27 protein-coding genes and 2 pseudogenes are annotated in these 22,286 nt (G+C 66.8%); 14 read left to right on the forward strand and 15 right to left on the reverse strand.

Going from position 1 to position 22,286, the window contains the following annotated elements:
- From JWQ81_RS23090 to JWQ81_RS23100, 3 genes and pseudogenes are all read left to right on the forward strand, one after another.
- Positions 1-146 (forward strand): annotated as a pseudogene (locus tag JWQ81_RS23090) (FMN-dependent NADH-azoreductase); the annotation flags it as partial.
- A 275-nt stretch (positions 147-421) separates the two neighbouring features.
- A complete protein-coding gene (locus JWQ81_RS23095) occupies positions 422-1,285 on the forward strand; it encodes an SDR family NAD(P)-dependent oxidoreductase (protein ID WP_297544584.1) in 864 nt (287 codons plus the stop codon).
- Between the two features lie 34 nt (positions 1,286-1,319).
- Positions 1,320-2,855, forward strand: coding sequence for an FAD-dependent oxidoreductase (locus JWQ81_RS23100; protein ID WP_297544585.1), 1,536 nt, complete (start codon positions 1,320-1,322; stop codon positions 2,853-2,855).
- Between the two features lie 453 nt (positions 2,856-3,308).
- Here the strand turns inward: JWQ81_RS23100 and JWQ81_RS23105 are convergent, their stop codons facing one another.
- Positions 3,309-3,950 carry a TetR family transcriptional regulator gene (locus tag JWQ81_RS23105; RefSeq protein WP_297544586.1) on the reverse strand — a complete coding sequence of 214 codons (642 nt, stop codon included), beginning with the start codon at positions 3,948-3,950 and terminating at the stop codon, positions 3,309-3,311.
- 64 nt (positions 3,951-4,014) lie between these two features.
- Positions 4,015-4,632 carry a VOC family protein gene (locus JWQ81_RS23110; RefSeq protein WP_297544587.1) on the reverse strand — a complete coding sequence of 206 codons (618 nt, stop codon included), beginning with the start codon at positions 4,630-4,632 and terminating at the stop codon, positions 4,015-4,017.
- 114 nt (positions 4,633-4,746) lie between these two features.
- Here JWQ81_RS23110 and JWQ81_RS23115 point away from each other — a divergent pair, with 114 nt between their 5' ends.
- On the forward strand, positions 4,747-5,283 hold the full coding sequence (locus JWQ81_RS23115) for a carboxymuconolactone decarboxylase family protein (RefSeq protein ID WP_297544588.1): 537 nt from the start codon (positions 4,747-4,749) through the stop codon (positions 5,281-5,283).
- A gap of 62 nt (positions 5,284-5,345) precedes the next feature.
- On the forward strand, positions 5,346-5,801 hold the full coding sequence (locus tag JWQ81_RS23120; RefSeq protein ID WP_297544589.1) for an SRPBCC family protein: 456 nt from the start codon (positions 5,346-5,348) through the stop codon (positions 5,799-5,801).
- Here JWQ81_RS23120 and JWQ81_RS23125 read toward each other — a convergent pair.
- A complete protein-coding gene (locus tag JWQ81_RS23125) occupies positions 5,773-6,009 on the reverse strand; it encodes a hypothetical protein (RefSeq protein WP_297544590.1) in 237 nt (78 codons plus the stop codon). The two genes, JWQ81_RS23120 and JWQ81_RS23125, sit on opposite strands and share 29 nt — an antisense overlap.
- A gap of 4 nt (positions 6,010-6,013) precedes the next feature.
- Positions 6,014-6,700 (reverse strand): nuclear transport factor 2 family protein, encoded by a 687-nt coding sequence (locus JWQ81_RS23130; RefSeq protein ID WP_297544591.1) that lies wholly within the window; start codon positions 6,698-6,700, stop codon positions 6,014-6,016.
- Positions 6,701-6,846: 146 nt separating this feature from the next.
- On the opposite strand from JWQ81_RS23130, the gene JWQ81_RS23135 reads away from it, so the two are divergent.
- Together JWQ81_RS23135 and JWQ81_RS23140 are read left to right on the forward strand one after the other, a co-directional pair.
- Entirely contained in the window at positions 6,847-7,608 is a 762-nt protein-coding gene (locus JWQ81_RS23135) for a thiamine pyrophosphate-binding protein (RefSeq protein ID WP_297544592.1), read from the forward strand.
- Positions 7,605-7,850 (forward strand): hypothetical protein, encoded by a 246-nt coding sequence (locus JWQ81_RS23140; RefSeq protein WP_297544593.1) that lies wholly within the window; start codon positions 7,605-7,607, stop codon positions 7,848-7,850. Before JWQ81_RS23135 ends, JWQ81_RS23140 begins: the two co-directional genes overlap by 4 nt.
- 632 nt (positions 7,851-8,482) lie before the next feature.
- On the opposite strand, the gene JWQ81_RS23145 is transcribed toward JWQ81_RS23140, so the two are convergent.
- Entirely contained in the window at positions 8,483-8,611 is a 129-nt protein-coding gene (locus tag JWQ81_RS23145) for a hypothetical protein (RefSeq protein ID WP_297544594.1), read from the reverse strand.
- Positions 8,612-8,953: 342 nt separating this feature from the next.
- Between JWQ81_RS23145 and JWQ81_RS23150 the strand changes: the two are divergent.
- The 3 genes and pseudogenes from JWQ81_RS23150 to JWQ81_RS23160 form a co-directional block, all read left to right on the forward strand.
- Positions 8,954-9,224, forward strand: a pseudogene (locus JWQ81_RS23150) (IS1380 family transposase); the annotation flags it as partial.
- 166 nt (positions 9,225-9,390) lie between these two features.
- Positions 9,391-9,714, forward strand: coding sequence for a metalloregulator ArsR/SmtB family transcription factor (locus JWQ81_RS23155; protein WP_297544595.1), 324 nt, complete (start codon positions 9,391-9,393; stop codon positions 9,712-9,714).
- Entirely contained in the window at positions 9,711-10,676 is a 966-nt protein-coding gene (locus JWQ81_RS23160) for a TIGR03086 family metal-binding protein (RefSeq protein ID WP_297544596.1), read from the forward strand. Before JWQ81_RS23155 ends, JWQ81_RS23160 begins: the two co-directional genes overlap by 4 nt.
- A 624-nt stretch (positions 10,677-11,300) precedes the next feature.
- Here the strand turns inward: JWQ81_RS23160 and JWQ81_RS23165 are convergent.
- On the reverse strand, positions 11,301-12,185 hold the full coding sequence (locus JWQ81_RS23165) for an alpha/beta hydrolase (RefSeq protein WP_297544597.1): 885 nt from the start codon (positions 12,183-12,185) through the stop codon (positions 11,301-11,303).
- 143 nt (positions 12,186-12,328) lie between these two features.
- Between JWQ81_RS23165 and JWQ81_RS23170 the strand changes: the two genes are divergently transcribed.
- Both JWQ81_RS23170 and JWQ81_RS23175 read left to right on the forward strand, forming a co-directional pair.
- Positions 12,329-13,195, forward strand: a complete 867-nt coding sequence (locus tag JWQ81_RS23170) for a helix-turn-helix transcriptional regulator (RefSeq protein ID WP_297544598.1) — start codon at positions 12,329-12,331, stop codon at positions 13,193-13,195.
- Positions 13,196-13,558: 363 nt separating this feature from the next.
- Entirely contained in the window at positions 13,559-14,179 is a 621-nt protein-coding gene (locus JWQ81_RS23175) for a hypothetical protein (RefSeq protein WP_297544599.1), read from the forward strand.
- Positions 14,180-14,621: 442 nt separating this feature from the next.
- Here JWQ81_RS23175 and JWQ81_RS23180 read toward each other — a convergent pair whose 3' ends face one another.
- From JWQ81_RS23180 to JWQ81_RS23195, 4 genes are read right to left on the reverse strand one after another with little or no spacing between them, the layout of a single operon-like run.
- Positions 14,622-15,782, reverse strand: coding sequence for an FAD-dependent oxidoreductase (locus JWQ81_RS23180; RefSeq protein WP_297544600.1), 1,161 nt, complete (start codon positions 15,780-15,782; stop codon positions 14,622-14,624).
- The gene (locus JWQ81_RS23185; protein WP_297544601.1) at positions 15,779-15,976 is read right to left on the reverse strand and encodes a ferredoxin; all 198 of its coding nucleotides are present in this window, start codon (positions 15,974-15,976) and stop codon (positions 15,779-15,781) included. Before JWQ81_RS23185 ends, JWQ81_RS23180 begins: the two co-directional genes overlap by 4 nt.
- A 33-nt stretch (positions 15,977-16,009) precedes the next feature.
- Positions 16,010-17,239 carry a cytochrome P450 gene (locus tag JWQ81_RS23190; protein WP_297544602.1) on the reverse strand — a complete coding sequence of 410 codons (1,230 nt, stop codon included), beginning with the start codon at positions 17,237-17,239 and terminating at the stop codon, positions 16,010-16,012.
- Between the two features lie 30 nt (positions 17,240-17,269).
- A complete protein-coding gene (locus JWQ81_RS23195; RefSeq protein ID WP_297544603.1) occupies positions 17,270-18,160 on the reverse strand; it encodes an SDR family NAD(P)-dependent oxidoreductase in 891 nt (296 codons plus the stop codon).
- A 96-nt stretch (positions 18,161-18,256) separates the two neighbouring features.
- Between JWQ81_RS23195 and JWQ81_RS23200 the strand changes: the two genes are divergently transcribed.
- Positions 18,257-18,706, forward strand: a complete 450-nt coding sequence (locus JWQ81_RS23200; protein WP_297544604.1) for a MarR family winged helix-turn-helix transcriptional regulator — start codon at positions 18,257-18,259, stop codon at positions 18,704-18,706.
- 2 nt (positions 18,707-18,708) lie between these two features.
- Here JWQ81_RS23200 and JWQ81_RS23205 read toward each other — a convergent pair whose 3' ends face one another.
- Positions 18,709-19,143, reverse strand: coding sequence for a MarR family transcriptional regulator (locus JWQ81_RS23205; RefSeq protein ID WP_297544605.1), 435 nt, complete (start codon positions 19,141-19,143; stop codon positions 18,709-18,711).
- Between the two features lie 69 nt (positions 19,144-19,212).
- Positions 19,213-19,527, reverse strand: a complete 315-nt coding sequence (locus JWQ81_RS23210; protein ID WP_297544606.1) for a hypothetical protein — start codon at positions 19,525-19,527, stop codon at positions 19,213-19,215.
- A gap of 58 nt (positions 19,528-19,585) precedes the next feature.
- Between JWQ81_RS23210 and JWQ81_RS23215 the strand changes: the two genes are divergently transcribed.
- On the forward strand, positions 19,586-19,822 hold the full coding sequence (locus tag JWQ81_RS23215) for a hydantoinase B/oxoprolinase family protein (RefSeq protein ID WP_297544607.1): 237 nt from the start codon (positions 19,586-19,588) through the stop codon (positions 19,820-19,822).
- 140 nt (positions 19,823-19,962) lie between these two features.
- On the opposite strand, the gene JWQ81_RS23220 is transcribed toward JWQ81_RS23215, so the two are convergent.
- Genes JWQ81_RS23220 through JWQ81_RS23230 form a run of 3 tightly spaced genes read right to left on the reverse strand, consistent with a single transcriptional unit; the run spans position 19,963 to position 22,128 of the window.
- Positions 19,963-20,397: a PPOX class F420-dependent oxidoreductase gene (locus JWQ81_RS23220; protein WP_366942327.1), complete on the reverse strand. Its 435-nt coding sequence runs from the start codon at positions 20,395-20,397 to the stop codon at positions 19,963-19,965.
- Between the two features lie 40 nt (positions 20,398-20,437).
- Complete coding sequence (locus JWQ81_RS23225) at positions 20,438-21,241, reverse strand: glycine betaine ABC transporter substrate-binding protein (protein WP_297544609.1); 804 nt, start codon at positions 21,239-21,241, stop codon at positions 20,438-20,440.
- On the reverse strand, positions 21,238-22,128 hold the full coding sequence (locus JWQ81_RS23230; protein ID WP_297544610.1) for a sugar phosphate isomerase/epimerase: 891 nt from the start codon (positions 22,126-22,128) through the stop codon (positions 21,238-21,240). Before JWQ81_RS23230 ends, JWQ81_RS23225 begins: the two co-directional genes overlap by 4 nt.
- Between the last annotated feature and the right edge of the window lie 158 nt (positions 22,129-22,286).

A 22,286-nucleotide genomic window follows, 5' to 3' on the forward strand; every position in this document is an offset into this window, starting at 1 on the left:
TGGAACTGCGCTTCATCACCGCCCAGCTCACCCTCGCCCACACCAACCCCGCCATGGCAGAACTGATCCCGCTGGCCGAGCAGAGTCTCGCCGAGGCCGAACGCGCCATCGACGAACTGTGGACCCCGGCACCCGCACTGGTTTGAGGCACGGGGGTCCCGAGGCGATGACGCACGGCCGAGCCGAGGGGCCCGTCGGGATTCAGGTCGGTGATCGTCCGCCAGCCGATACACCGGCCAGCAGTGTCCGATCGGTCTGCCTGAGACGACTGGCCCTGACGGACCGGAAGGCGCGTGCCGGGCGAATCCGCCCGAGTCCGGGGTCAGGCCGCGAGATCCCACAGGAATACGACTTCGACGACCAATCCGGCCGGCCGCTGACCGCACCGGTCCGGCTCACCTCAGGAAAGAGAACATGTGTCATGAGTGATCAAGCAACGCAGGACATGCGGGGCAGGACTGTGGTGGTGACGGGGGCGAGTGCCGGGATCGGAGCCGCCGCCGCCCGCCAGCTCGCCGACCTGGGCGCCTCGGTGGCCGTGGTGGGCCGGTCCGCGCAGAAAACGGCCGCCGTCGCGGAGGCGATCGGAGCCGAGGCACACCTGGTGGACTACAGCCACCTGGACGACGTCCGCCGTCTTGCCGACGAGCTACTGGCCAGCTACCCCCGCATCGACGTCCTGGCCAACAACGCCGGCGGCGTCTTCTCCGACCGGACCACGAGCGCGGACGGTCATGAGATGACCTTCCAGGTCAATCACCTCGCACCGTTCCTGCTGACGAACCTGCTGCTGGACAGGCTCACCACGGCTCCCGAAGGCGCACGGGTGATCAACACGGCCAGCATGGCCTACCGCCGGGGGCGCCTCGACCTCGACGACCTCGACCGCACTCGCGGCCGCTATAGCGGCGCGGGCGCCTACGGCACATCCAAGCTCGCCAACGTCCTGTCCACCCGGGAACTCGCCCGGCGGACGCAGGGCACCGGCGTAACCACAGCCGCCTTCCACCCAGGCAGGATCGCCACCGATATCGGCCGGGGAGGCGGTCTGTATCACCTGCTCTTCGGATCGCGACTGGCCAAGGCGCTGAACTCAACCCCCGCACAGGGCGCAGAGCCACTCGTCTACCTGGCCACGACCGTGGACACCGACACGGTCAACGGCCAGTACTTCCACCGCTTCACGCCCGAAGAGCCCAAATACAAGCAAGCCACCGACCCGCACCTGGCCCGGCAGCTGTGGGAGCGCTCCGCGCAGCTGACCGGCGCGCGCACCTCCTCCTGAAGCAAGTGCATACACGCAGACCAAGGAGTCGATTGTGAATGAGATTCAGGCCAGGACCGACGTGCTGATCTGCGGCGCGGGACCTGCCGGGCTGAGCCTGTCCATCGAACTGGCCCGTCGCAAGGTGGCGTTCCTGCTGATCGACAAAGCCGCCGGGCCTTTTCAAGGTTCGCGGGGCAAAGGCATCCAGCCGCGTACCCACGAGATCTTCGAGGATCTCGGCGTGCTGGACCGGATCATGGCTGCGGGTGGCCTCCCGCCGACTCTCCGCACCTACCGCGAGGACGACAGCTTCGACGAGGCCACGCGGGAGCCGATCGCCGCCAATCCCGCCGAGCCCTACCCTTTCCCCCTTGTGGTCGCACAGTTCCGCACCGAAGCCGTACTGCGCGAGCGGTTGGCCGAACTCGGCCACCATCCGCGCTACGAGCACGAACTGGTGGACTTCGGCCAGAGCTCGTCGGCTATCACGGCGACCATCAACGGTCCCGACGGGATCATCAATGTCAGCGCGGCGTACCTGGTCGGTGCCGACGGCGGATCGAGCGCGGTGCGGCACGCCCTGGACATCGGCTTTCCCGGCGAGGCGCTGGGCGTGCGCGCCGTGGTGGCCGATGTCCGGCTCGACGGCCTCGGCCGCGATGCCTGGCATCGCTGGCCCAACGGCATCGGAGTATGTCCGCTGCCGGGCACCGATCTGTTCCAGATCCAGGGCATGCTCAAGCCCGACACCGAGGTCGATCCCTCCCCGGCCGGACTGACCGCGTTGCTCACGGCAGCCTCCGGCCGGACCGGGATCACGGTCACGTCGGTGTCCTGGGCGTCGGTCTACTCCATGAGTGCCCGGGTGGCCGACCGTTACCGGGTCGGCCGCGTGCTGCTGGCCGGAGACGCCGCCCACGTCCATCCACCCACCGGCGGGCAGGGACTGAACACCAGCATCCAGGATGCCTACAACCTGGGCTGGAAACTCACAGCCGTGCTCGCCGGGGCGCCCGACCGTCTGCTGGACACCTATGAGCAGGAGCGGCGCCCCATCGCGGCCGAGATGATCACGATGGCCATCAGGCTGCTACTGGCACCGGCCGCAGGCGTGCCGCAACGCGGACGGGAGGTGCACCAACTGGACCTCGCCTACCGGGATTCAACCCTGTCCCTGAACCCGCCGGAATCGCTGAACGCCGCAGGCAGCGTCACCGGCGGCCGCCGGCCCGGCGACCGCGCCCCCGACGCCCCACTGCTGGGCGCGGCCGGTCAACCGACCCGGCTGTTCACCCTCCTGCGCGGGCCGCACTGGACGTTGCTCGGCTACCAGGTCCACCCGGACATCACCGCACGCACCGGCCTGCACATCCACACCGTCGGTCCGGACGGCGACCTGATCGACAACAACAACCATCTACAACAGACCTACGGGCTGACCCCCGGGGACCAGGTGTTGATCCGTCCCGACGGCTACCTCGCCGCCCTCCTCCCAGCCGCCCATGCCGACCTACTCCCGGCCTACCTCAACGAGGTCGGGCTGACACCGGACCGCGAGGCCGCCCGCCAACCACAACCTGCCCCGTAGGCCGAGAAAAGCGCCTGCACCATAGCCAAGCTGGAAATCATCATCGCGAACACGGCAGGTGGGCACCGGGCCCGGCGCCTTTTCAATGTCTACAAAGGACTGTCCAGGTGCCGTGACATCAGCCTGGAGTTGTCATGCTTGCCGTCGGACCCGAATCGTCAGAGCTGGCCTTTGCCGCGCTCAGGTCTATTGCCGGCAAGCTGAAGGAGACTTTGAAATAGCAGCGGACTTCACCGGCATCGCAGGCGCGTGCTCCCGACCACTACGCACACTTACGCCGAATGGCAACAGCGCGAGCCGGCGTCCTCGCACGGTCACGATTCAGGGTGTGGCGACGACGGCAATCGCCAGCGCAATCAGCAGCGACCGGTGTCGGCCCGGAGCCCTGACGGCGTCGGGCAACACTGTCCGGCACGGACAAGCTAGACGATTACGCTAGCACCCTTGCAACACCTAGTTTCTCGCATCTTGTTCGGCGATCACGGCGACAAAACCCCGGACGAAGTCGATGATGCGATCCACTGCCTCGTCGGCGGTGCTGGGCACGTCGCCGGTCTGCACTACCTGGCTGCGGTACCGGTTGGCGGCCAGGATCAAGGATGCGGCGAGCAGGTACGGGCGGCTGTCGCTGACGGGGTCAACGGCCATGCGTTCGGCGATGGCCAGCGCCACATCGTCGATCAGCGCCTCGCGAACGGCGAATCCGTGCGCCCGGACACTGGGAGACGACTCGACGAGCTCGACGCGGTGGCGCTCGTTGTCGATGTCGACTATCAGCATCGCGGCAAGGTCCTTGATCCCCACCCGCATCGCCTCAAGCAGCGGCAGCCCGGTCGGCTGGGCGCGGACGGCGTCGCCCAACCGGCCGGCCCAGTCGCCGAGGTCCGAGAAGATCACCGCCTCCTTCGAGCCGAAGTGGCGGAAGAAGGTCGAGGGGTCGACATCGGCGCGATCCGCGATGTCGTTCACGGTGACAGCGTCAAAACCCCGTTCAGCAAAGAGCTCGAGCGCGACTGCCGCCAAGGCATTTCGCGTCTCAAGGCGCTTTCGCTCACGCCGACCCGGCACCGGGCGGATGTCGGTATTCTCGGACACTGCGGACTCCTGACTCTCTGGGACGAGCAAATGTTAGTCCCTTGCAGACTCCAGTCACTGTCGACTAGATCGCGGGAGCGCGCTCGCGGCCGATGTTCATCAGCTCGGCGAGCGGTACGTCAGCCTCGTAGCCGGCCACCAGCTTGTCTGGGTCGAAGGGCCAGCCAATGGGATTGGCGGCGAACTCCGGAGTGTGGAGACATTCGTCGGCCAGCTCCATCGGCATCGTGTCGATCATCATCTCGTTCTTGTGGCCGTCAGGATCCGCGTAGTAGATGCTGACCGTGGGGCCGTGGTTGATGCAGTACACCGGCTTGAAGCCCGCAGCCTTGGCCCGCACGTACATGCCAAGGAGCGCACCCAGCGACTCGAAGGTGAACGCGAGGTGCTCGAGACCTGGGGCCGAAGAAAATTCCAGCCCGACGGTACCTGCGTCGTCGGCGAGGTGGATGTTCTCGCCCGTGCCGTGGTCGGCCGGGGCGGCAGGCACGGCGACGAGCGCGATGCGGTGATGCTCCTCGTCATAGGTGAGCCCGGCCCCGTTGGGACGCTGATCGAAGACCACGCGAGCGTTGAGCAGCACCTGGTAGTGGCGGATTGTCTCGTCCAGGTGAGCGGTGCGCAGCACCGCGTGGGACAGCTTGTAGGGCGAAACCGGCGTGGTCGGCAAGGTCCTAGCCATGAGGACTCCTCAGGTGGATGGCCTTTCATGCATCGGGCAACTATACCCAATACATGCAAGTTACCGGATTACGCGAGTTGCTTGCAACATCTAGTTGCTCGTACCCTCTCAGTCATGTCCGAACCGCGCATCCCACCCTTGCCTGCCGACCAGCTCGAGACGGAGCACTCCGACCTCCTCGACACGATCAGCCGTGATACGACCGGGGCCAGCAACGTCATCACCACGTTCCTGCGCCACCCTCAGCTGCTCCGTCAGTGGATGCCACTGTCCGGCGGGCTCCTCTACGGTTCACTCCTCCCCCATCGTGATCGCGAACTGCTCATCCTGCGCACCGCGTCAACTTGCCATGCGGACTACGAATGGGCCCACCACGTCGTGATCGGCAAACAGGCAGGCCTCACCGACGAGGAGATCAAGCGCGTCCGCAACGGCCCCGCCGACGACAGCTGGAGCAACGACGACGCCGTCCTCCTGACCGCGGCCGACGAGCTCCACCACAACAGCCACATCAGCGACACGACATGGGCCGCGCTCGCCGCTCGCTACAACGAAAAGCAGCTGATCGAAGTCCCGATCCTCGTCGGCCAGTACCACATGGTCGCCTTCGCCCTTAACTCCTTCGGCGTCGAGCTCGAACCAGGCTTCTGACCAGACCGCGGTCTTTCTGCTTCCCCACAGCACACATAACTTGCATCATCTGGAGGCGGGAAATGCACCAGACAAGCGAGATGCGCTTCAGGGTCACCGCGCCCGTCGAGGCGGCCTACGAGTACTTCGCCGACCTACGCCACGTGCCCGACTACGACCCATCGGTGCGCAGCATCCAGCCAACCCCGCCCCAAGGATGGGACGGCTCATCGTTCTCCATGGTGTTCGCGCCGTTGGGACCATGGCCGAAGATCCCGTTGACGCTCGCTGTCGAGGGGTGCGACCCGGGCCGCACCCTCACCTACCGGATCGACGGCCCTCGCATGTCCGCACGCGATCACATCACCTTCCAGTTCCTTGGCGCCGACACCGAAGTGACGATCACAACGACTTTCGAACTGCGAGACCCTCTCGCACCGGCCATGTTCGTATACCGAGCCCTGCTACCCGTCATGCGACGCGTCCGCTCCCGGTCGACCGCCCGCGCTGTCACCGAGGCGTACTGCCGAAGGTGGTGACGAGGTACCGCACGACTGTGTGGCGGTCGTCGGTACAGACGTCGAGGACGGCGGGCAGGATCGCGGTGATCCGGGCGGTGTTCGGGTCCACCGCGCTGGAGGCGTCGTCGGACATGGCCCACTCGACGACGTCGGCCGTCCCGTCAAGGACGACCAGCTCGTCGCCCTCGCGGCGGGCCGCCCCCAAAGTTGTCCGGAAGAGCTGCACGGCGCTAGGCCTGCGGCGCGTCGAGGACGGGTATGACCGCGCGGGACGCGAGGCGCCAGCCATCCGGCGTCCGTGCCCAGCGGTCGGCGAAGTCGCCGATCGAGTGCGTGGTGACGTCCGCGCCCCCGTCGCGGCGATGGATGCACACCACGTACGCGACGTCGGCGGCATCGCCATCGACGTCGAGGACCCGCAGGTTGCTCCATTGATGCCGCGTCTCATACCGCGCCGCGGCGCGAACGGTCATCGCCTGCGCGAACTGCGCCAGGTCGAGGTCCCTCCCCGGCGCGTGCAGCACGAACCCTTCCGCGCACAGCTTCGGCACCTGATCGGCCTCACCATGATCAACGGACGCGCAGGTCTCGCTGAGGAGCTGCTCGATTTCCTTGCGATCGAACGGTTCGACTGTCATGCAAGTGAACATATTTTCGCGATCTACTTGCAGTAACGAGTTACTCGCATTATTCGGCAAGCGAGACGCAGGCCCCAAAGTGACCTCCGACAGGCATACCCGCAATCCCATCAACCGACCGAGAAAACTCCCCACGGGAAGCCAGAAGCCGTCAACGATGAAACGACCAGCCAGCACGAACCGGAGGGCGAGCACGGGATGCTTGCGCCCGGGCATCCGGTTCATCCGGCGGCAATCAATGTCGAGCAGCTGGATCCGGGCTCGCTCGTGATCGTCCACAACTGTCTCCTTCAACGCGAAACTGAAGTCGACGCTCTATGCCATGAACTTATTTATGCAAGTAACTAGCACGCAACAGTAGCATGCACTACGGTCGATGGATGCCAACCGCCTGGAACCTCACCGCACCTTGGGATGTCTGACCCATGAACGGTGGCCATGCCCTGATCCGCACACTCGTCAACTATGGCGTCGACACGTGCTTCATGAACCCGGGCACATCAGGGATGCACCGCGTCGCCGCCTTCGATGCCGCGCCCGAGATGCGCAGCGTGCTCGCGCTCTTCGAGGGCGGCCACGCCACCCACCACAAGCAGTACGACGCCCAGCTCGAGTCCGATATCGAGACCGTGGCCCGTAACGTGTCGACCTTCATCCACTGGTCGGCCAGTCCCGACAAGGTCGGCGCCGACGTGGCCGACGCCGTCTCCGCCGCCACCAGCCCACCAGGCCAAGTGGCCACGCTCGTACTGCCCGCCGACGTGTCGTGGTCGGAGGGCGGCGTGACCGGCCGGCTCCCCGCTCCGGCACGACCCGCGGCACCCTCCGACGCGGCCATCGCCGAGATCGCCACCGCGTTGCCATCGGGCGAGCCCGCCGGCTTCTCGGTCGGCGGACGGGCAGGCCGGGCCGCGTTGCTGGCGCAAGCGTCGGGTATCGCCGCCGGCACCGGCGCCAAGCTGTTGTACGAGACGTTCCCCACGAGGCTCGAGCGCGGCGCTGGGCGGGCACCGGTCAACCGCCTCGCTTACCTCACCGAGTTCGATCACCTTCAGCCTCCAGCCGTCCCGTCGCCGCGCCCGCCTCGACAAGCGCAGGACGGCCGGACCACGACGTCGGCGGGAGCGGGCAGCGCACCGACCGCGCCCGTTCCCGCCGACCACCATGCCGAGCGAGCCGCACGATGACCGTTCGACTGATCATCGCGCGCCCGCTCCCCGGAACAGTCGGCGAAACCCGTCGCGTCGCGCACCTCTTCCCGGTCCGGCCGGACCACGCGCCACCGGACCGGATGACCGTGTACTGCGGCGAGATGTTCGGTCCAGGCGTACTCGAATTGCCGGACCGCCCCACCGGTATGCCGTGCGTGAGCTGCCTCCGCCATTCGCCCGGCCCGGACGACGCCCAACTACCAGCGGGCGAACGATGACGCCGGACCGGCACTCTGTCGGCCCTACCTTCCAGCGGGAGCTTGATCCGCTGCTGCTACTGCAGGTCCGCTTGTTCGTGGCGTGCCTGTTGGCAGAAACACGATGGTGCGAAGATGTCGCCGTCCAAGCCGCCCTGCGCCTCGACCAGCGACGGTTCGCCCCGCACGTCGAGCTGCCGAACGCAGCGGGTGGAGATCCGAGCCAAAGGACGCCGGAGGGCACTCCGCCTCACCGTGCTCGGGCTGGACCGGCTGACCGAGCACCTATCCGCACTCCAGAGGGTCGCCAACGCGGCGGCCGAACTCGTCACCGCGCAGCGTGTCGCCCGCAGTCGCGTGGCAATCGACGCCGAGCGCCGGCCGGCCGATTCTCTGTGGCGGCTGCCCGCCAACGTCTCGAATCTGCCCTTACAATGGCCATCTGAGGTTCCTTGTGACGGGTTCCGACGCACCGTCACAGCCGTCACAAGCACTCTTCGCCTAGGTCAAGACGCATTTCTAGCCGTCACAAGCGATGTGACGGCTAGATGGGCTCACGGACGATTTGTGACGGCTAATTTCGTGACAGATTTCGTGACCACGCTCACCGCGAGGCCGTCACGAAACGAGTCACCGAACCCGGCCATGACGAGCTACTGGCCTTGCTCGACCGCGCCGGCCTGGCCGTAGCCGCCGCGCGTCGCGCCGCAATGTCCGGCGACGATCCCCGCGCCGCACTCGCGGAGCTGGCGGCCGCCGCCGAGCTGGCCAACGCCGGTCATGCGACCGACATTGCACCCAGGCCACCTGGTGCGGTCTAACCCCCACCCGCTCACGCACCGAAGCCGAGTCCCAATGCCACGGAGCTTAAGTTGATCATGCTGCGCGTGGGGTGATGGTATGGAAGTTGAGGGTGGGTTGCCCGGGGTGGCGGGTACTGCTGGCCCCTCTGTCCCAGGTTCCGGTGGCCCCGCAAACGATCAAAAATCGGTCTTGACTGAGCCTGGATCCACTGCTGAAGTTGCCGTGATCGGCGGGGTCATGAGCGCGAGATGCCCTGCAGCGCAAGGAGAATGGGACTTGCTGAAGGTTCCTGGTCGCCTACGCGTAAGGACATCTCGCGGGTGCGAATCTCTCCCGAGTTCACGGCGGTCTTCGATGACCCGAACTTGGTGTCGTGCGCGGGGTTGGTCCCGGTGCTCACGCTGGCCGAGCGGGCCGGGGACCGCGAACGCACCCGCGAAGGTCACCGCGCTGATCGGCGGCATGGACGTGCTGCGGCACGGCGAGATGGACCGGTTGTTCGGCGGGGTCCGGGCTCCTTCAACGTTCGGGACGTTCCTGCGCACGTTCACCTTCGGCCACATCCAGCAGTTAGACGCGGTCACCACTCGGGTGCCCGGCTTGGCTCGCCACGCGCATCCCGGTGCTGGCCGGTGCCGAGGCGGTCGCGTATGTCGATGTGGACGACCCGAACGACGTCGCGTGGTTCCAGGTGCTCGCGACGAGGGATGGCGGCGTCCCATTGCCCAATGCGTAAGTCTGTACTAACGTATTTCGAGTGGCCGACGCCCTCTCCGCAGCAGCCGAGCCGACCCGGCGACGCCTGCTGCAGCTGCTGGCGACAGGTCCGCGGACGGTCAGCGATCTGGCCGAGCAGTTCACGGTGACCCGGCCGGCGATCTCCCAGCACCTTGCGGTGCTGGCCGACGCCGGTCTCGTGACCGCCCGCAAGGACGGTCGGCAACGCTTCTACAGCGTCGTACCCGCCGGCATCACCCAGCTGCGCGCCGAGATCGACCGCTTCTGGAGCACCGAGCTCGACCTCTTGGTGGACGACGCCACCAAGAGGGCCACCACGCAACCCGAGGAGCCCCGCTCATGACCATCGAGAAGTCCGCACTGCTGCCCGTCTCTGCCGACGAGGCCTTCGCGCTCATCACCCAGCCCGACCGCCTGCGACGCTGGCTCGCCGTCTCCGCCCGAGTCGACCTGCGTGCGGGCGGGGAGTTCCGCTGGACCCTCACCCCCATGGCCGTCCTAGCCGGCACCGTCATCGAGGTCGACCCCGGCCGCCGAATCGTGCTCGGCGTCGGCTGGGAGCAGTCGGCCGAGCCCCGCACGGACACCGTGACGATCACGATCGAGCCCGCCGAAGGCGGCACCCTCGTGCGCCTGGTCCACGAGGGCCTTCCCGAGGACCACGTCCAGGACACCCTCGAGGGCTGGACCCACTTCTTCGAGCGGCTCGAGCGCGCCGCCATCACCGGCGATGCGGGTCCCGACGAGTGGGCCGCCGCCCCGGCGGACCTCAACCCGCTCACGTCTGCCAGCGCCACGCTCGCCGTGCTCCAGCACGTGCTGCGCGGCATCGGCGAGGACGACCTCGCCACGTCGACGCCGTGCACCGAGTTCACGGTCGGTCAGCTCGAAGCGCACCTGCTGGGTTCGCTGAGCTCGCTGAGCAGCCTTGCCGGCCGCACGCTCGTGCCCGCGTCCGCCGGTGACCTCGAGTCGCGGATCGCCGACGCCGCGCAGCAGGCGGTCGAGACCTGGACGGAGCGAGGCCTCGAGGGCACGGTGCAGGCCGGACCGCAGAAGCTGCCGGCGACCATCGCCGCGAGCATCCTGTCCGTGGAGTTCCTCGTGCACGCGTGGGACTTCGCGTCAGCCACCGAGCAGAAGGTGGCCGTGTCCGACGAGGTCGCCACCTACGTTCTCGGCCTCGCCGAGCAGATCGTCACACCCGAGCTGCGCGAACGCGCGGGCTTCGACCCCGCGATCCCGATCAGCGGGGATGCCCCTGCGCTGGACCGCCTTGTCGCGTTCTCAGGCCGCGCCGCCTGAGTCTGGATCCACCGGCGAATTGGCTGGGAGCGGCGGGTCGTGAGCGCGGGATGCCCGGGCTGAAGCCGAACCGGTCTTCCCGGAACGCCATCTCACCTGCCGGCTCACTAAAGCCGTCTGCCATCCCTCAAATTGGTCACTCAGCGTGTCTGGCGAACAAGGCTTCCAGGCCAAGGCGACGACGGTCCATGACCGACCGGGCCAGGTAGCCGTTGCAGCCCTGCGACGATATCTGGCCGCGCCCAGCGGAAACCGGCATACGGGACAAGAGGGCTGTAGTTGCCCAGTCATCGTAGGCAACGGTACGGGTGTACGTGACAAAGTGTGATTCGCTGAAAATTCAGTCAACCGTGATTCGCGTTAAATCCCCTGGTCAGGGGCACTTTTTTGGAGCCGGCAAGGGGGATCGAACCCCTGCCCTCCTGTTTGCAAGTTCCACGTGTCTCGTCGGTCGATTCCGTTGAGGGCCTCCGGCTGCAACCAGCGGGGGCAACTCGACGACAAACCGCCCTGCCGACCGGACGTCGACTGTCGGCGTCATACCTCCGGCGACGGCTCGGCGCCGGGCCAGCAGCCCGAAGGCCCGGCAGCCTGCTCGCGGCGATGAAGATCTCCTTGCCCTTGTTACAGGTGCGTCCGCAGGAAACTGTCGATCTTCGCGACGGCGGGCCCGACATACTCCGGCTTGTCGTAGAAGTCGAAGTGGGTGCCTCCGTCGATGAGGTGCAGCTCTTTGGGCTCATCGGCCTTCTCGTAGGCCGCCTGGCTCTGCCCGAGGGTTTCGGCTTGGGAACCTGCGATCAGGAGCAGCGGGGTGGGCGCCAGCAACTGGATGATGTCCAGCGCGGAGAACTGCAGCATCTTGTCGAAAGACCACACCAAGGTCTCGTTCTTCCAGTTCGGGTCCGGGTTGCGGTCGGTCAGGTAGTACTGCTTGCCGTTCTCCACCCAGTCACTCTGCTCACCCGGGGGCATGAACGGCACGTACTGCGCGTCGCCTCCCGCGGCGTACGCTTCGCGAGCGCCCTGCGCGTAAGTCATGAGGTCGTGCCAGTCACCGGCGAACCCGTCGGTGAGGGTACTGCGCAGGTCGGGGAGTCCGCTGACGGTGGCCACCGCCTTGATCCGCCGGTCCGCGACGGCCGTGTAGGGCGCGAAGCCGCCGCCACCGCATACGCCCAGTGCCGCGATCCGGTTTCGGTCGACCTCCTCGCGGCTGGTGAGGAAGGTGACCGCGTTCTTGATGTCCTCGGATTTGGCGAACGGGTTCTCGTCGCTTCGGGGCGTTCCCTCGCTCTCGCCATAGGTGGAGTGGTCGAAGGCAAACGCGACGTAACCCAGCTTCACTAGGCGCTGCGAGTACTCAGCCGGGGTCTGCTCCTTCGTTCCGGAAGAGGCGCCGACCACCACCACGGCCGGTCGCCGCTGGTCGGCGGCGCGGTCGTCGGGTAGGTACAGGTGACCCGCGAGTTTGCGTCCGTCACTGAGGAAGGTGATGTCCTGGCGCATGGAACTGTCTCTCATTCTGCTGGTAGGCGGGAGATTCGGGCTGCCCCCAGCCTCGGCCCGGAAAGGAACCCCGGACAGGGCCGACTGTTTCCTGGGATAGTTTTGTCCCTGGCAAGCCACTGGCGACATGCGACGATGTGACTATGAGCGCTACCGGCGAGGACAGTGGCGAACTCGGCGCGTTCCTGCGGTCTCGGCGGGCGGAGCTGACCCCCGAACAGGTGGGACTGCCGCTGGTCGGCGGGCGGCGGCGGGTGCCCGGTCTGCGGCGCGAGGAGGTCGCGCAGCTCGCCATGATCAGCACCGACTACTACACCCGGCTGGAGCAAGGGCGGCTGACCGGGGCGTCGGCAGCTGTGCTGGATGCACTGGTCGACGCCTTGCGCCTCGACGACGACGAGCGAAACTACCTGTACAAGCTCACAAACAAGCAGGTGACGCGGCGCCCCGCGCCGGTCGAGCATGTATGGCCCCAGACGCAGGTGCTGCTCGACAACCTGGTCAACACTCCGGCGATGGTGCTCGGCCGGTGCTTCGACGTGCTTGCCTGGAATCCGCTGGCGGCCGCGTTGTTCCTCGACTTCGACCAGGTGCCGCAGCACCACCGTAACTACCTGCGGCTGCTGTTTCTCCACCCCGAGGTCCGCGGCCGCTACGACGACTGGCGCGGCATCGCACGAACCTGCGTGGCCTTCCTCCGCATGACGGTCGCGGCACGACCGGACGACCCGCGGCTGGCCGAGGTGGTCGGCGACCTGTCCGTCCACGACCCGGACTTCCGCGCCTGGTGGGCCGAACGCAACGTCGATCACCAGACCTTCGGTACCAAGTCGCTGCGCCATCCACTCGCCGGTGCGTTCACCCTGGACTGGCAGCTACTGCGCTCAGCGCACGACGACGGGCAGACCATCTTCGTCATGACGGCGCCGGCGGATACCCGGTCTCAGGAAGCGGTGGGGTTCCTCGCCGCCTGGGGCGATCCGTCTCCCACCAAGTCTGATCACCGATAAAGCGCGTTGAGACCCACGGTTCTTGCCGTTCGAACCAGTTCACCACTGCGTTTGTCAGAGTTTTCATTGTCTGCACCCGGACTCGCCTGCTGCCGAACGTGTGATTCGCGTCAGGCGGGTAGGCCAGCGCGACGATCGCGTGGACGTCAAGCTCGCGTGCCGTGCGGACAGCGACCTGTGAACCAGCGCTACGGCCGCCGGCGGCCACCAGGAGACCGCCTTGACCGCCTTGACTGCCGTGATTCGCGCTGTCATGCAGGAAACTTATCGGGTCGAGAATTCCTGCCTGTTGGACACCGGACTGCCCAGTGGGCATGCTTGAGCAATCCGTTGAGGTAATTCCCGAGCAGGAGGCCGAATCCTGTGCGTAGACTCCGTATCCTCTGCCTGCACGGCTACCATGGCAGCGCGAATATCCTCCGTCAGCAAATGGAGCCGCTCTTCGGCGATCTGCGCTCTGCCGTGGATTTCGTCGAGGTGGACGCACCAGCCAAGGCGCATGGCGATTTTGGCTGGTGGCACGGTAACTTCCCGTCCAGCCACGGTGCGTTCCGAAATTGGGACCTGACCCGCGACCGGATTGTGGAGCTGTTCGAAGAAAAGGGCCCCTTCGACGGTGTGTTCGGTTTCAGTCAAGGGGCTGCCCTCACGGGTTTGCTGGCGGGACTCCGCGCGCCGGACGGGAAAGTGTCCGCTCGGACCCCGATCTCCTTCGAGTTCGCGATCATGGCGGGCGGCTTTCTCAGTGAGGCACCGGCACATCAGGAACTCTACGCGGCGAAAGCCGGATACCGGATCCCGTCGATCCACCTCATCGGCACTTCAGATCTGGTTGTCCGTCCCGCCGATTCACTGTCACTGGCCGGGCAGTTCGAGTCACCCGAAATCCTCGAACACCCCGGCGGCCACGTGATCAGCGCCGCACCGGCGATCCGGGAGAGGGTCGCCACCTTCTTGGGGACCTGGCAGAGCGCGACAACGTGACCCAGCTAGAAGATCGCCCGACTCACCGTGTGGCTCAGAGGGCTCCGAGACGAGCCACGATATGTGGTGGGGTGACGGACGTCGCGTCGGCGACAGCGGCGACGTCGGCAGCGGTGATGGGGTCGGGCCGGGCCCGGGTGCAAACGGTCAACGGCCGCTGGATGGGCGGGTCCGGGCGCAGGATTCCGCCTTCGGACTGCGGCTGGACGACGCCGAGGCGGCCCAGCGACGCGGCGAGCGCCCGGTCCAGGTGCCGGCGGGAGAGCCCGGCGGCGTTGGGTTCGCCGCCAGTCGGGAACCGGCCCTTGGTCGCCAGGACGATCCGTTCGGTGACCTCGGCGGGCCGGTGGTGTTACCGAAGGTCATGGTGCCCAGTGCGAACGTCGACACAGCGCAGCCGCTGGCACCAAGAATGCGATATTCCACGATGGTCCCTTTCGGATCAGTTTTCGAGCAGCAGGGCGCGGGCCGCTCGGAGTTCTCTCGGCATGTTCCAGCCCAGCACGCCGACCAGCCGATCCTGACGGCGGAACTGCGCGACGAATCTGCGCTCGACCGGTTTTCCTTGGCACACCGTCATTTCCGCGTCCTGCGGGAAGATCCCGTATGCCTGGATCTTGGCGTCGAACTGGTCGGTCCAGAAGTACGGGACCGGGTCGAACGGGGTGGCCGCGCCGAGCAGGTTGCGCGCGGCCGCTCCGGCCTGCTCGGCGGCGTTCATGCGGTGCTCGACGCGCACATGAACGCCGTATCGCGGGTTGAGAACGCGGGCGACGTCACCGGCGGCGTAGACGCCCGGGGCGCTTTGGCAGGTCGAATCGCACAGCACTCCATCGTCCAGCGGAAGACCGCTGGACAGCAGCCAGCCGGTCGACGGGACCGAGCCGATAGCGATCAGGACGACGTCGGTCTCGATCGTCGAGCCGTCGGTCAATTCGACGCCGGTGACTTGCCTGTCGCCGAGCAGGCGCGAGACGCCGATACCGGTTCGCAGAGTGACACCGTGTTCGCGGTGCAGATCGCCGACCCAGCCCCCGAGCTCATCGCCGAACTGGCGTGACAGCGGGGTGGGCGCCGGGTCGAGCAACGTGACGTTCAGGCCGAGCGTACGAGCCGCCGCCGCGGCTTCGGTTCCGAGGAACCCCGCGCCAACGATGACGACGGACGACGCCGAGGTGAGATCGGCGCGCAAGGCGAGCGCGTCGTCGAGGGTGCGCAGGACGTGGACGCCGCCGAGGTGGTGACCGGCGGCGAGCCGGCGCGGCCGTACCCCGGTGGCGATGAGCAGTCCGTCGTAGGCCAGCGATTCCCCAGTGGACAGGGCCACCGAGTGGGCGCCGAGGTCGAGGCTGGTGGCGGTGACGCCGAGCCGCAGGTCGATGTCGAGTTCTTTGTACGCCGTTTCGCTCCGGAACACGGTGCGTTCCGGCTCCCACGTGCCCAGCAGGACCTGTTTGGACAGTGGTGGCCGGTCGTACGGCAGGTGGGACTCGTCGCCGACCAGGGTGATTGTCCCGGCGAACCCTTCGCGGCGCAGGGTGTCGGCGGCGGTCATCCCCGCGGCTGATGCGCCGGCCACGACGATCCGGTCGAGTCCGCTCATGACTCGGTCAGCCGGATGGCCAGCGCGGGGCAGCGCGTCGCGGCGTCACGAGTCGCGGTGTGGAGTTCGGTAGGCGGTTCATTGTCCAGCAGTAGGACAATTCCGTCGTCGTCGCGCTGGTCGAAGACCTCGGGTGCGGACAGGACGCATTGGCCCGCGCCCACGCAGGCCTGTTCGTCGATGCTCACGTGCATGGTCGGTCTCTCCTGGGGATCGCGGTGTCGGTCTCAGGCCTGGGTGTCCCACGTGACGGGGAGTTCGCGCACCCCGTAGACAAGGGTGTCGTTCTTGAAGCGGAGTTCGCCCAGCGGCACCGCGAGCTTGAGGCTCGGGATCCGCCGGAACAGCGTGGACAGCACGAGTTCGAGTTCCAGCCTGGCCAGCTGCTGCCCGAGGCACTGGTGCGCGCCGTAGCCGAACCCGAGGTGCGCCGACGCCGCGCGGGTCACGTCGACCTGGTCGGCGTCGGGAAACACCGCTACGTCGCGGTTTCCGGCGGACAGCGCCACGACCAGCCAGTCGCCCGCGTGCAGGGTTTCCTCGCTGAGCGGGATGTCCTCGGTGACATAGCGGAGCAAGCCGAACTGCAGGACCGAGAGGTAGCGCAGCATCTCCTCGACGGCCGACGGCATCAGGCCGGGATCTTCGCGCAGCAGCTGGAGCTGCTCGGGGTTGCTGAGCAAGGTCGCGACGCTGAGCGCGATGGTATTGGCCGTGGTCTCGTGGCCCGCGATCAGCAGCGAGACCCCGACGGAAACCAATTCCGGCACGGTCATCGGACTGCCCGCGGCCGCGGCCCGCTGGATGAGCCTGGAAAGCAGGTCGTCGGCAGGGGTGGCCATCTTCGCCACGACGAGCTCGCGGAGGAACCCCTGGATTTCGCCGACGGACGCCATCAGCGTGTCGTAGGGCACGTCGGTCGCGGTGAGCACGTTGCTGTGCTGCTGGAAGCGGTCTCGCTGGGCGTAGGGGACGCCGAGGAGTTCGCAGATCACCAGCGACGGGATCGGCAAGGCCAGCGCCTCGACCAGGTCGACCGGTCCGGGTCCGGCGAGCATCTTGTCGAGGTGGTCGTCGATGAGTCCCTGGAGGTACGGGCGCAGCGCCTGCATGCGCTTGACGGTGAATTCACTGGTCAGCAGCCGGCGCAGCTGGGTGTGCTGGTCGCCGTCGGTCTGCAGGATCGACCGGATGTCGGGCACGTCGTCGAGGTCGGCGTTGGGGACGACGTGCATCGAGGGCGCGCGCCGCGAGCTCAGCCGCGGGTCTGCGAGCACGGTCCGCGCGTCGTCGTAGCGGGTCACCAGCCACGCGTCGACCCCTGCGGGACAGGACACGCGGGCGATCGGGTCCGTCTCGCGGTATTCGGTGTAGCCGGTGGCGGGATCGAACGGGCATTCGGCGGACCGGGCCGTCGGGAAGTCCCCGGTGGCCGGTTTCGCGGGGGATGCGGGCATGACTGTGTCTCCTGGAAAGAGTGAGGCGGGCTAGCGAGCGGAGGACAGGATTCCCTCGAGGAGGGCGGCCGTGGTGTTCCACAGTTCGGCCTGGATTTCCTTGCCGCGTCCGGGTTCCGGGCAGACGAGGGGTTTGGCGTCCTTGACGGAGAGATAGCCGCCGGTGACGGTGGCGAGGGCGGGATCGGTGGCGAGCCGCACTATGATTTCGGCGCCTCGGCGGGGATCGCCGACCCGCAGGGTCTTGAGGATTCTTTCGAGTACTCCGGCCAGCGGCAGTTCCCGGCCGAGGCCGCTGGTGTTGAACCCGGGATCGCAGCAGTTCACCGTGACGCCGGTGCCTGCCAGGCGCCTGCCGAGTTCCTGGGTGAACATGATGTCCATCAGTTTCGATCGGCCGTAGAGGGCCGAGGATTCGCGCCGGTTGTAGTCGGCGGTGGCGGTGAGGTCGCGAGCGGGGTCGAGGGTTCCGGCGTGCTGGGCGGCTTCGGACGCGACGTTGACGACCCGCACCGGAGCCGATGGCGACGCCGAGGCGACGAGTTTGTCGCGCAGGGTCGTGGTGAGCACCCAGGGGGCGAGGTAGTTCACGGCGGTCATCTCGGCGAAACCGTCTTGGGTGACACGCTGGGAAAACGCGTGCAGTCCGGCGTTGTTGATCAGGAGGTCGATCCGGTCGTAGAGCGCCTCGATCTCCTTGCCCGCTCGCTGGACGCCGCGCAACGAAGTCAGGTCGGCGATGAACGCGTCGACGGGGGTCCCCGGGGCGACCGCTTCGATCTCCTGGCGCAAAGCGTCTGCTTTCGCCGCACTTCGGGCGACGATGCCCAGGTGCACGCGGCGCTGGGCGAGGTCGAGGGCGACGAGCCTGCCGAGGCCGTTGGTGGCGCCGGTGAGGATGACGACCGGTCGGGGGTTCATGGGGCTTCTCCACTCGGCATTATTGATGAGGTACCTCAGTACTCTAGCATCACTGAGGTACCTCATCACTCTGATCAACGCGAAAGGGTGACATCCATGGGTGGTCACAGCGAAGCGGGCCGGATCGGGCTGAGGTACCTGACCTCGGCGTATCGCGTGCGCAAAGGCGTCGACGAGGGCATGGTCGCCAGCGGTCTCTCACTCGCGCGAGCGAAGGTGCTGGAGGTACTCGAGCGGAGGGGACCGCTCCGGCAGGGTGAGCTGGCCGACGAACTCGGTCTCGCGGCCAGATCGGTCACCCAAGCCGTGGAAGGGCTGGCGCGAGACGGTTTCCTCGATCGGCTGCCGGACTCCGCGGACGGCCGGGTGAAGGTCGTGCGCCTGACCACCCGAGGATCGGCGGCACTGACCGCGGCCTGGGCCGCGGGTCAGCACGCGTTCGAGGAGATCTTCGGCGCGCTCGGACCTCAGCGGCTGGCCGAACTGGACGAACTGCTCGGCGCCGTGGAGACCGCCGTGGCATCCCAGGTGCGCAGACGCTCGTGAGGTCAGTTCTCCGTCGTCGCGGTGTCGACGAGGGTGAGCAGTGCGTCCAGACTCGCCAGCTGTTTCCGGTCGAGGGTGCCGAAAATGCGCTGGAGCACTTGGTTTCCCGTGTCGGTGCTCGCCGCGAGGGCGGCGGCTCCCTCCTCGGTGAGCCTGACGAGTTTGGCGCGGCCGTCGGCCGGGTCCGGCGTGCGCTCGACCAGTCCGTCCCGCTCCAGCCCCTCGACGGCCTGCGTGATCGAGCGCTGAGCCAAGCCCAGTTCCTGGGCCAGCGACGTCTGCCGGATCGCTGCCGTCCGCTCCAGCACCTGCAGGGCCTTCGCGCGCGCGAGCGACAAACCGCTGGCGGTCATGTGCTCGTCGAGCACCTTGCGCACGCGGAAGGCCACCGACAGGTAGCGCAGGCCCACCTGCTCGGGTCCGGCGTCCTTGGCCACGATGACTTACTCCACTGGCTGCGCGGATGACGAGGGAACACCGCGATCCTACGCTGATGAGGTGCCTCATCAGGGGTAGACCCCAGGAGCGGCGACACCCTGCCGGTCGACGCTGTCGCCTTCCCGAAGTGCGCTCTCGTGCCGGGGCCGACGGGCGTGATAGACGAAAGCGGGCGGCACGTTCGCGATCACGGTCCGTCCGGCGACGACCTCCTCGAAACGACGGCCGAGCAGCCGCCGGAAACGGCGAGCAGGCGAAGAACCGCGGACCCACGCATACCCGAAGGTGGTGAACACACCGCCGGGAGCCAACACGGTACCGATGGAATCGAGTAAGGCTTCCTGCACCTGAACCGGAAACGCGACCCACGGCAGACCGCTCACGATCAGATCCGCTGAACACCCCGGTACCGGGCCCGAGTTCGACCACCACCGGGTCTTCATGGAATCGCTGCCCACTCCGCCTGTGCGCCGGGAACGTCTACTGGAACTCGTCGACCGATACGGGGCCGATACGACCAAGGCCGCTATGCACAAGCAGATGAACGACGCCGAGCGCAAACTGCGAGCGAAGCTGGAGCAGATTCCGGACGGTACGTGGTCCGCGGCAAGCCACCAGGAGCAGAGCGGCACCGGCGACCGCAACGGCAGGCTCGACATCGCGCGGGTCGGTGCCTAGGAACCGGACATGGCCGGGCTGCGGCAGCGGCGACTGGGTACCGTGCCGTACATCGCCGTCGACCCGTTCGGCCACCGCCTGGCCGACGCCGAAGCCGTGACGCTCGAGGACCTCGCCGGGGAGATATCGGGGAACGACGGTCAACCGGTGCGCCGAGCGGATGAGGCTCGACGTGAGGCAGGGTCGGAGAAAATGACTTTGGTCGGCGCGATTCGGATGACGACCCGGACGGCATTGGGACCGTCGAAAGTGTACGGTTCGCCGCTATAGCGCTGGCTGAGTTCCTGTATCAACTCGGCGCCGCCCTCTGTCGTAACGGTCGCGGTGCCCTGGATCGAGACATAGACGTGTGGCTGCTCCTTGGGGAAAACCAGCAGACCGACCCACGGGTCTCGGATGACGTCCCGATACTTGCGCCGGTCCGTGGTCGTGGAAATCAGCACGTCATTGCCGTCGGTCTTGACCCAGACAACCGAGAGCAGCGGTTGACCGTTCTTATCCGACGTCGCCAACGTGGCGTACTCGGGCGCGTCGATCACCGCTCGTGCCCGTTCCGGAAGTACCGCCATAGTCATTTTCTCTCTCTTGAGTACAGGCCAGTGCCGAAGAACCCAGTTACAAGTACCAGGAATCGACGTGATCCTTGTTGTGCCGCATCCATTCGGCGGCGGCGTCTACCGGGGAACGGCCCAGTCGTGAGATCGCGTGGTCCAGCTCGGTCACCACGGTGTTGCCAAGCCGCATCCGGGTGAGCGCCGTGCGGGTGACGGAGTCCAGGTGCCCGGCGGCGTCCTTTCGGATCAACAACGTGGCGGCGTCCTTGCCACGCAGGAGGCTGTGCGGCTCGGCGAGTGCGCGAATCCGATAGACGTGGTGCAGGTGCTGGGGTTCCCAGAGCGGGACGACCACCCAGCGCCGGTCGGCGACCCCTGATTCGAACGCCGATTCGCACTCGGCCTGAGAGCCGTTACGGAATTCGTATCCCCACTCGTCGAGCCGGTACTTCTTGACGATCTCGCGAGAGAAACGGCTGATGCCCGCACCAGGGCCGATACCCTGGATGAGTTTGACCATCTCGTGGGCGATTTCGGGACGGGCCAAGTCCGCGACCGAGCTCACTAACTCGGCGGGAACATAGTCCGGCACACCCCACAACGCGAACGGCTCGTACAACGCGCCGAGCTTGATCACCTCGTCCTTGAACGGTTCAAGATATTCCCCGTGACTACCCGGCAGCCACGCCGACACCAGCAGGTCCAGCTCTCCCGAACCGAGCGACGCGAACAGGTCCACGTGCGGCGCGGTGATCTGTTCTGTGCGATAGCCGGCCAGCCGGAGTACTTCTTGGACGACCCCGGAGGCGGCATGATGAAAGCTCAGATCAATGGTGCCGACCCGCAGGACCGGTTCGGCGTTCATGCCTTGTCCAGGTGTCGCCGCAGGTTCTCGGCGCTGTTCTTGACGAACAAGTCGTAGGTTTCGTCGGGCAGCACGCCTGAGCCGTGGTCGACGATCCACTTCCGCATTCCCGCGCTGAGCCCTTCGTCGCTACCCGCCTCTGCCATCTGCAGCAGCCCCGCGGGACTGCGGTCCATAGCGGGCATGAACTCCACAGACAGCCAGCCGTCGTAACCGATACCGGCGAGCTCACGGAGCAACCGCTCCCAGTCGACACTGCCCTGCCCTGGCGGCATGCGGTTGTTCTCGGCGACATGGAAGTTCGCCAGCAGGCTGCCGGTCTCGCGGATCGCGGCCGCCCAGTCGGTCTCCTCGATACACATGTGGAAGATGTCGAGGCAAACCCCAGTGTCCCCGCCGACAGTGGCGGCCAGCGCGAGCGCCTGGTCCGCGCGGTTGATCAGATGGGTCTCGAATCGGTTGAGGGGTTCGATCGCGAGCCGCACGCCGGCAGTGGCCGCGTGGTCTCGGGCGACGGACAGCGCGTCGACCAGCCAGCTCCACTCGACCTCGGGCGCGGCCGAAGGGGTCACTTTCCCGACGGTGCCGGGAATCGTGACGAACGAACCGCCGAGCTCCGCGGTAAGTGTGATCGTCTCCAGCAGGTAGGTCAGGCCCGCCTCGCGGATGTAGGAGTCCTCGTGGAGCAAGTCGCGCCCACCGAGGAACAACGCGAGCGTCCCCGCGCACTCGATGCCGTGTTCAGCGAGCTGCCGGCGTGTCGTCTCCACATCGGTGGTGCGGGGTTCCGAAGCGAGCTCGACCCCGTCGTAACCCCACCGGGCGAGCCTCGCCAAGGTTTCGGTCAGGGGCTCGGGACGCATCCAGTTATGCATGGACAAACGCATTTACACTCCTTGTTTTGCGTGAATTCACTGGGTCCCGGCCACTTTTTCGGTAACGACGGCAGCGGATTACGGCCAATCCTGCCGATCAGGCCACCCGGTGTCCAACAGGTAATCATTCTCGTTCCGATAAGTATCCTGCATGGCTGGGTAAGCGCGCT

This window comes from Amycolatopsis sp., assembly GCF_025464955.1.
Classification (GTDB): Bacteria; Actinomycetota; Actinomycetes; order Mycobacteriales; family Pseudonocardiaceae; genus Amycolatopsis.

Bases quoted from the DNA above. Each gene is read 5' to 3' on its own strand.
- JWQ81_RS23095 (WP_297544584.1), top strand. From the start codon at position 422: ATGAGTGATCAAGCAACGCAGGACATGCGGGGCAGGACTGTGGTGGTG.
- JWQ81_RS23110 (WP_297544587.1), bottom strand. From the start codon at position 4,632: ATGGCTAGGACCTTGCCGACCACGCCGGTTTCGCCCTACAAGCTGTCC.
- JWQ81_RS23115 (WP_297544588.1), top strand. From the start codon at position 4,747: ATGTCCGAACCGCGCATCCCACCCTTGCCTGCCGACCAGCTCGAGACG.
- JWQ81_RS23120 (WP_297544589.1), top strand. From the start codon at position 5,346: ATGCACCAGACAAGCGAGATGCGCTTCAGGGTCACCGCGCCCGTCGAG.
- JWQ81_RS23135 (WP_297544592.1), top strand. From the start codon at position 6,847: ATGAACGGTGGCCATGCCCTGATCCGCACACTCGTCAACTATGGCGTC.
- JWQ81_RS23140 (WP_297544593.1), top strand. From the start codon at position 7,605: ATGACCGTTCGACTGATCATCGCGCGCCCGCTCCCCGGAACAGTCGGC.
- JWQ81_RS23145 (WP_297544594.1), bottom strand. From the start codon at position 8,611: ATGACCGGCGTTGGCCAGCTCGGCGGCGGCCGCCAGCTCCGCGAGTGC.
- JWQ81_RS23160 (WP_297544596.1), top strand. From the start codon at position 9,711: ATGACCATCGAGAAGTCCGCACTGCTGCCCGTCTCTGCCGACGAGGCC.
- JWQ81_RS23165 (WP_297544597.1), bottom strand. From the start codon at position 12,185: ATGCGCCAGGACATCACCTTCCTCAGTGACGGACGCAAACTCGCGGGT.
- JWQ81_RS23170 (WP_297544598.1), top strand. From the start codon at position 12,329: ATGAGCGCTACCGGCGAGGACAGTGGCGAACTCGGCGCGTTCCTGCGG.
- JWQ81_RS23180 (WP_297544600.1), bottom strand. From the start codon at position 15,782: ATGAGCGGACTCGACCGGATCGTCGTGGCCGGCGCATCAGCCGCGGGG.
- JWQ81_RS23185 (WP_297544601.1), bottom strand. From the start codon at position 15,976: ATGCACGTGAGCATCGACGAACAGGCCTGCGTGGGCGCGGGCCAATGC.
- JWQ81_RS23190 (WP_297544602.1), bottom strand. From the start codon at position 17,239: ATGCCCGCATCCCCCGCGAAACCGGCCACCGGGGACTTCCCGACGGCC.
- JWQ81_RS23195 (WP_297544603.1), bottom strand. From the start codon at position 18,160: ATGAACCCCCGACCGGTCGTCATCCTCACCGGCGCCACCAACGGCCTC.
- JWQ81_RS23200 (WP_297544604.1), top strand. From the start codon at position 18,257: ATGGGTGGTCACAGCGAAGCGGGCCGGATCGGGCTGAGGTACCTGACC.
- JWQ81_RS23215 (WP_297544607.1), top strand. From the start codon at position 19,586: ATGGAATCGCTGCCCACTCCGCCTGTGCGCCGGGAACGTCTACTGGAA.
- JWQ81_RS23220 (WP_366942327.1), bottom strand. From the start codon at position 20,397: ATGACTATGGCGGTACTTCCGGAACGGGCACGAGCGGTGATCGACGCG.
- JWQ81_RS23225 (WP_297544609.1), bottom strand. From the start codon at position 21,241: ATGAACGCCGAACCGGTCCTGCGGGTCGGCACCATTGATCTGAGCTTT.
- JWQ81_RS23230 (WP_297544610.1), bottom strand. From the start codon at position 22,128: ATGCGTTTGTCCATGCATAACTGGATGCGTCCCGAGCCCCTGACCGAA.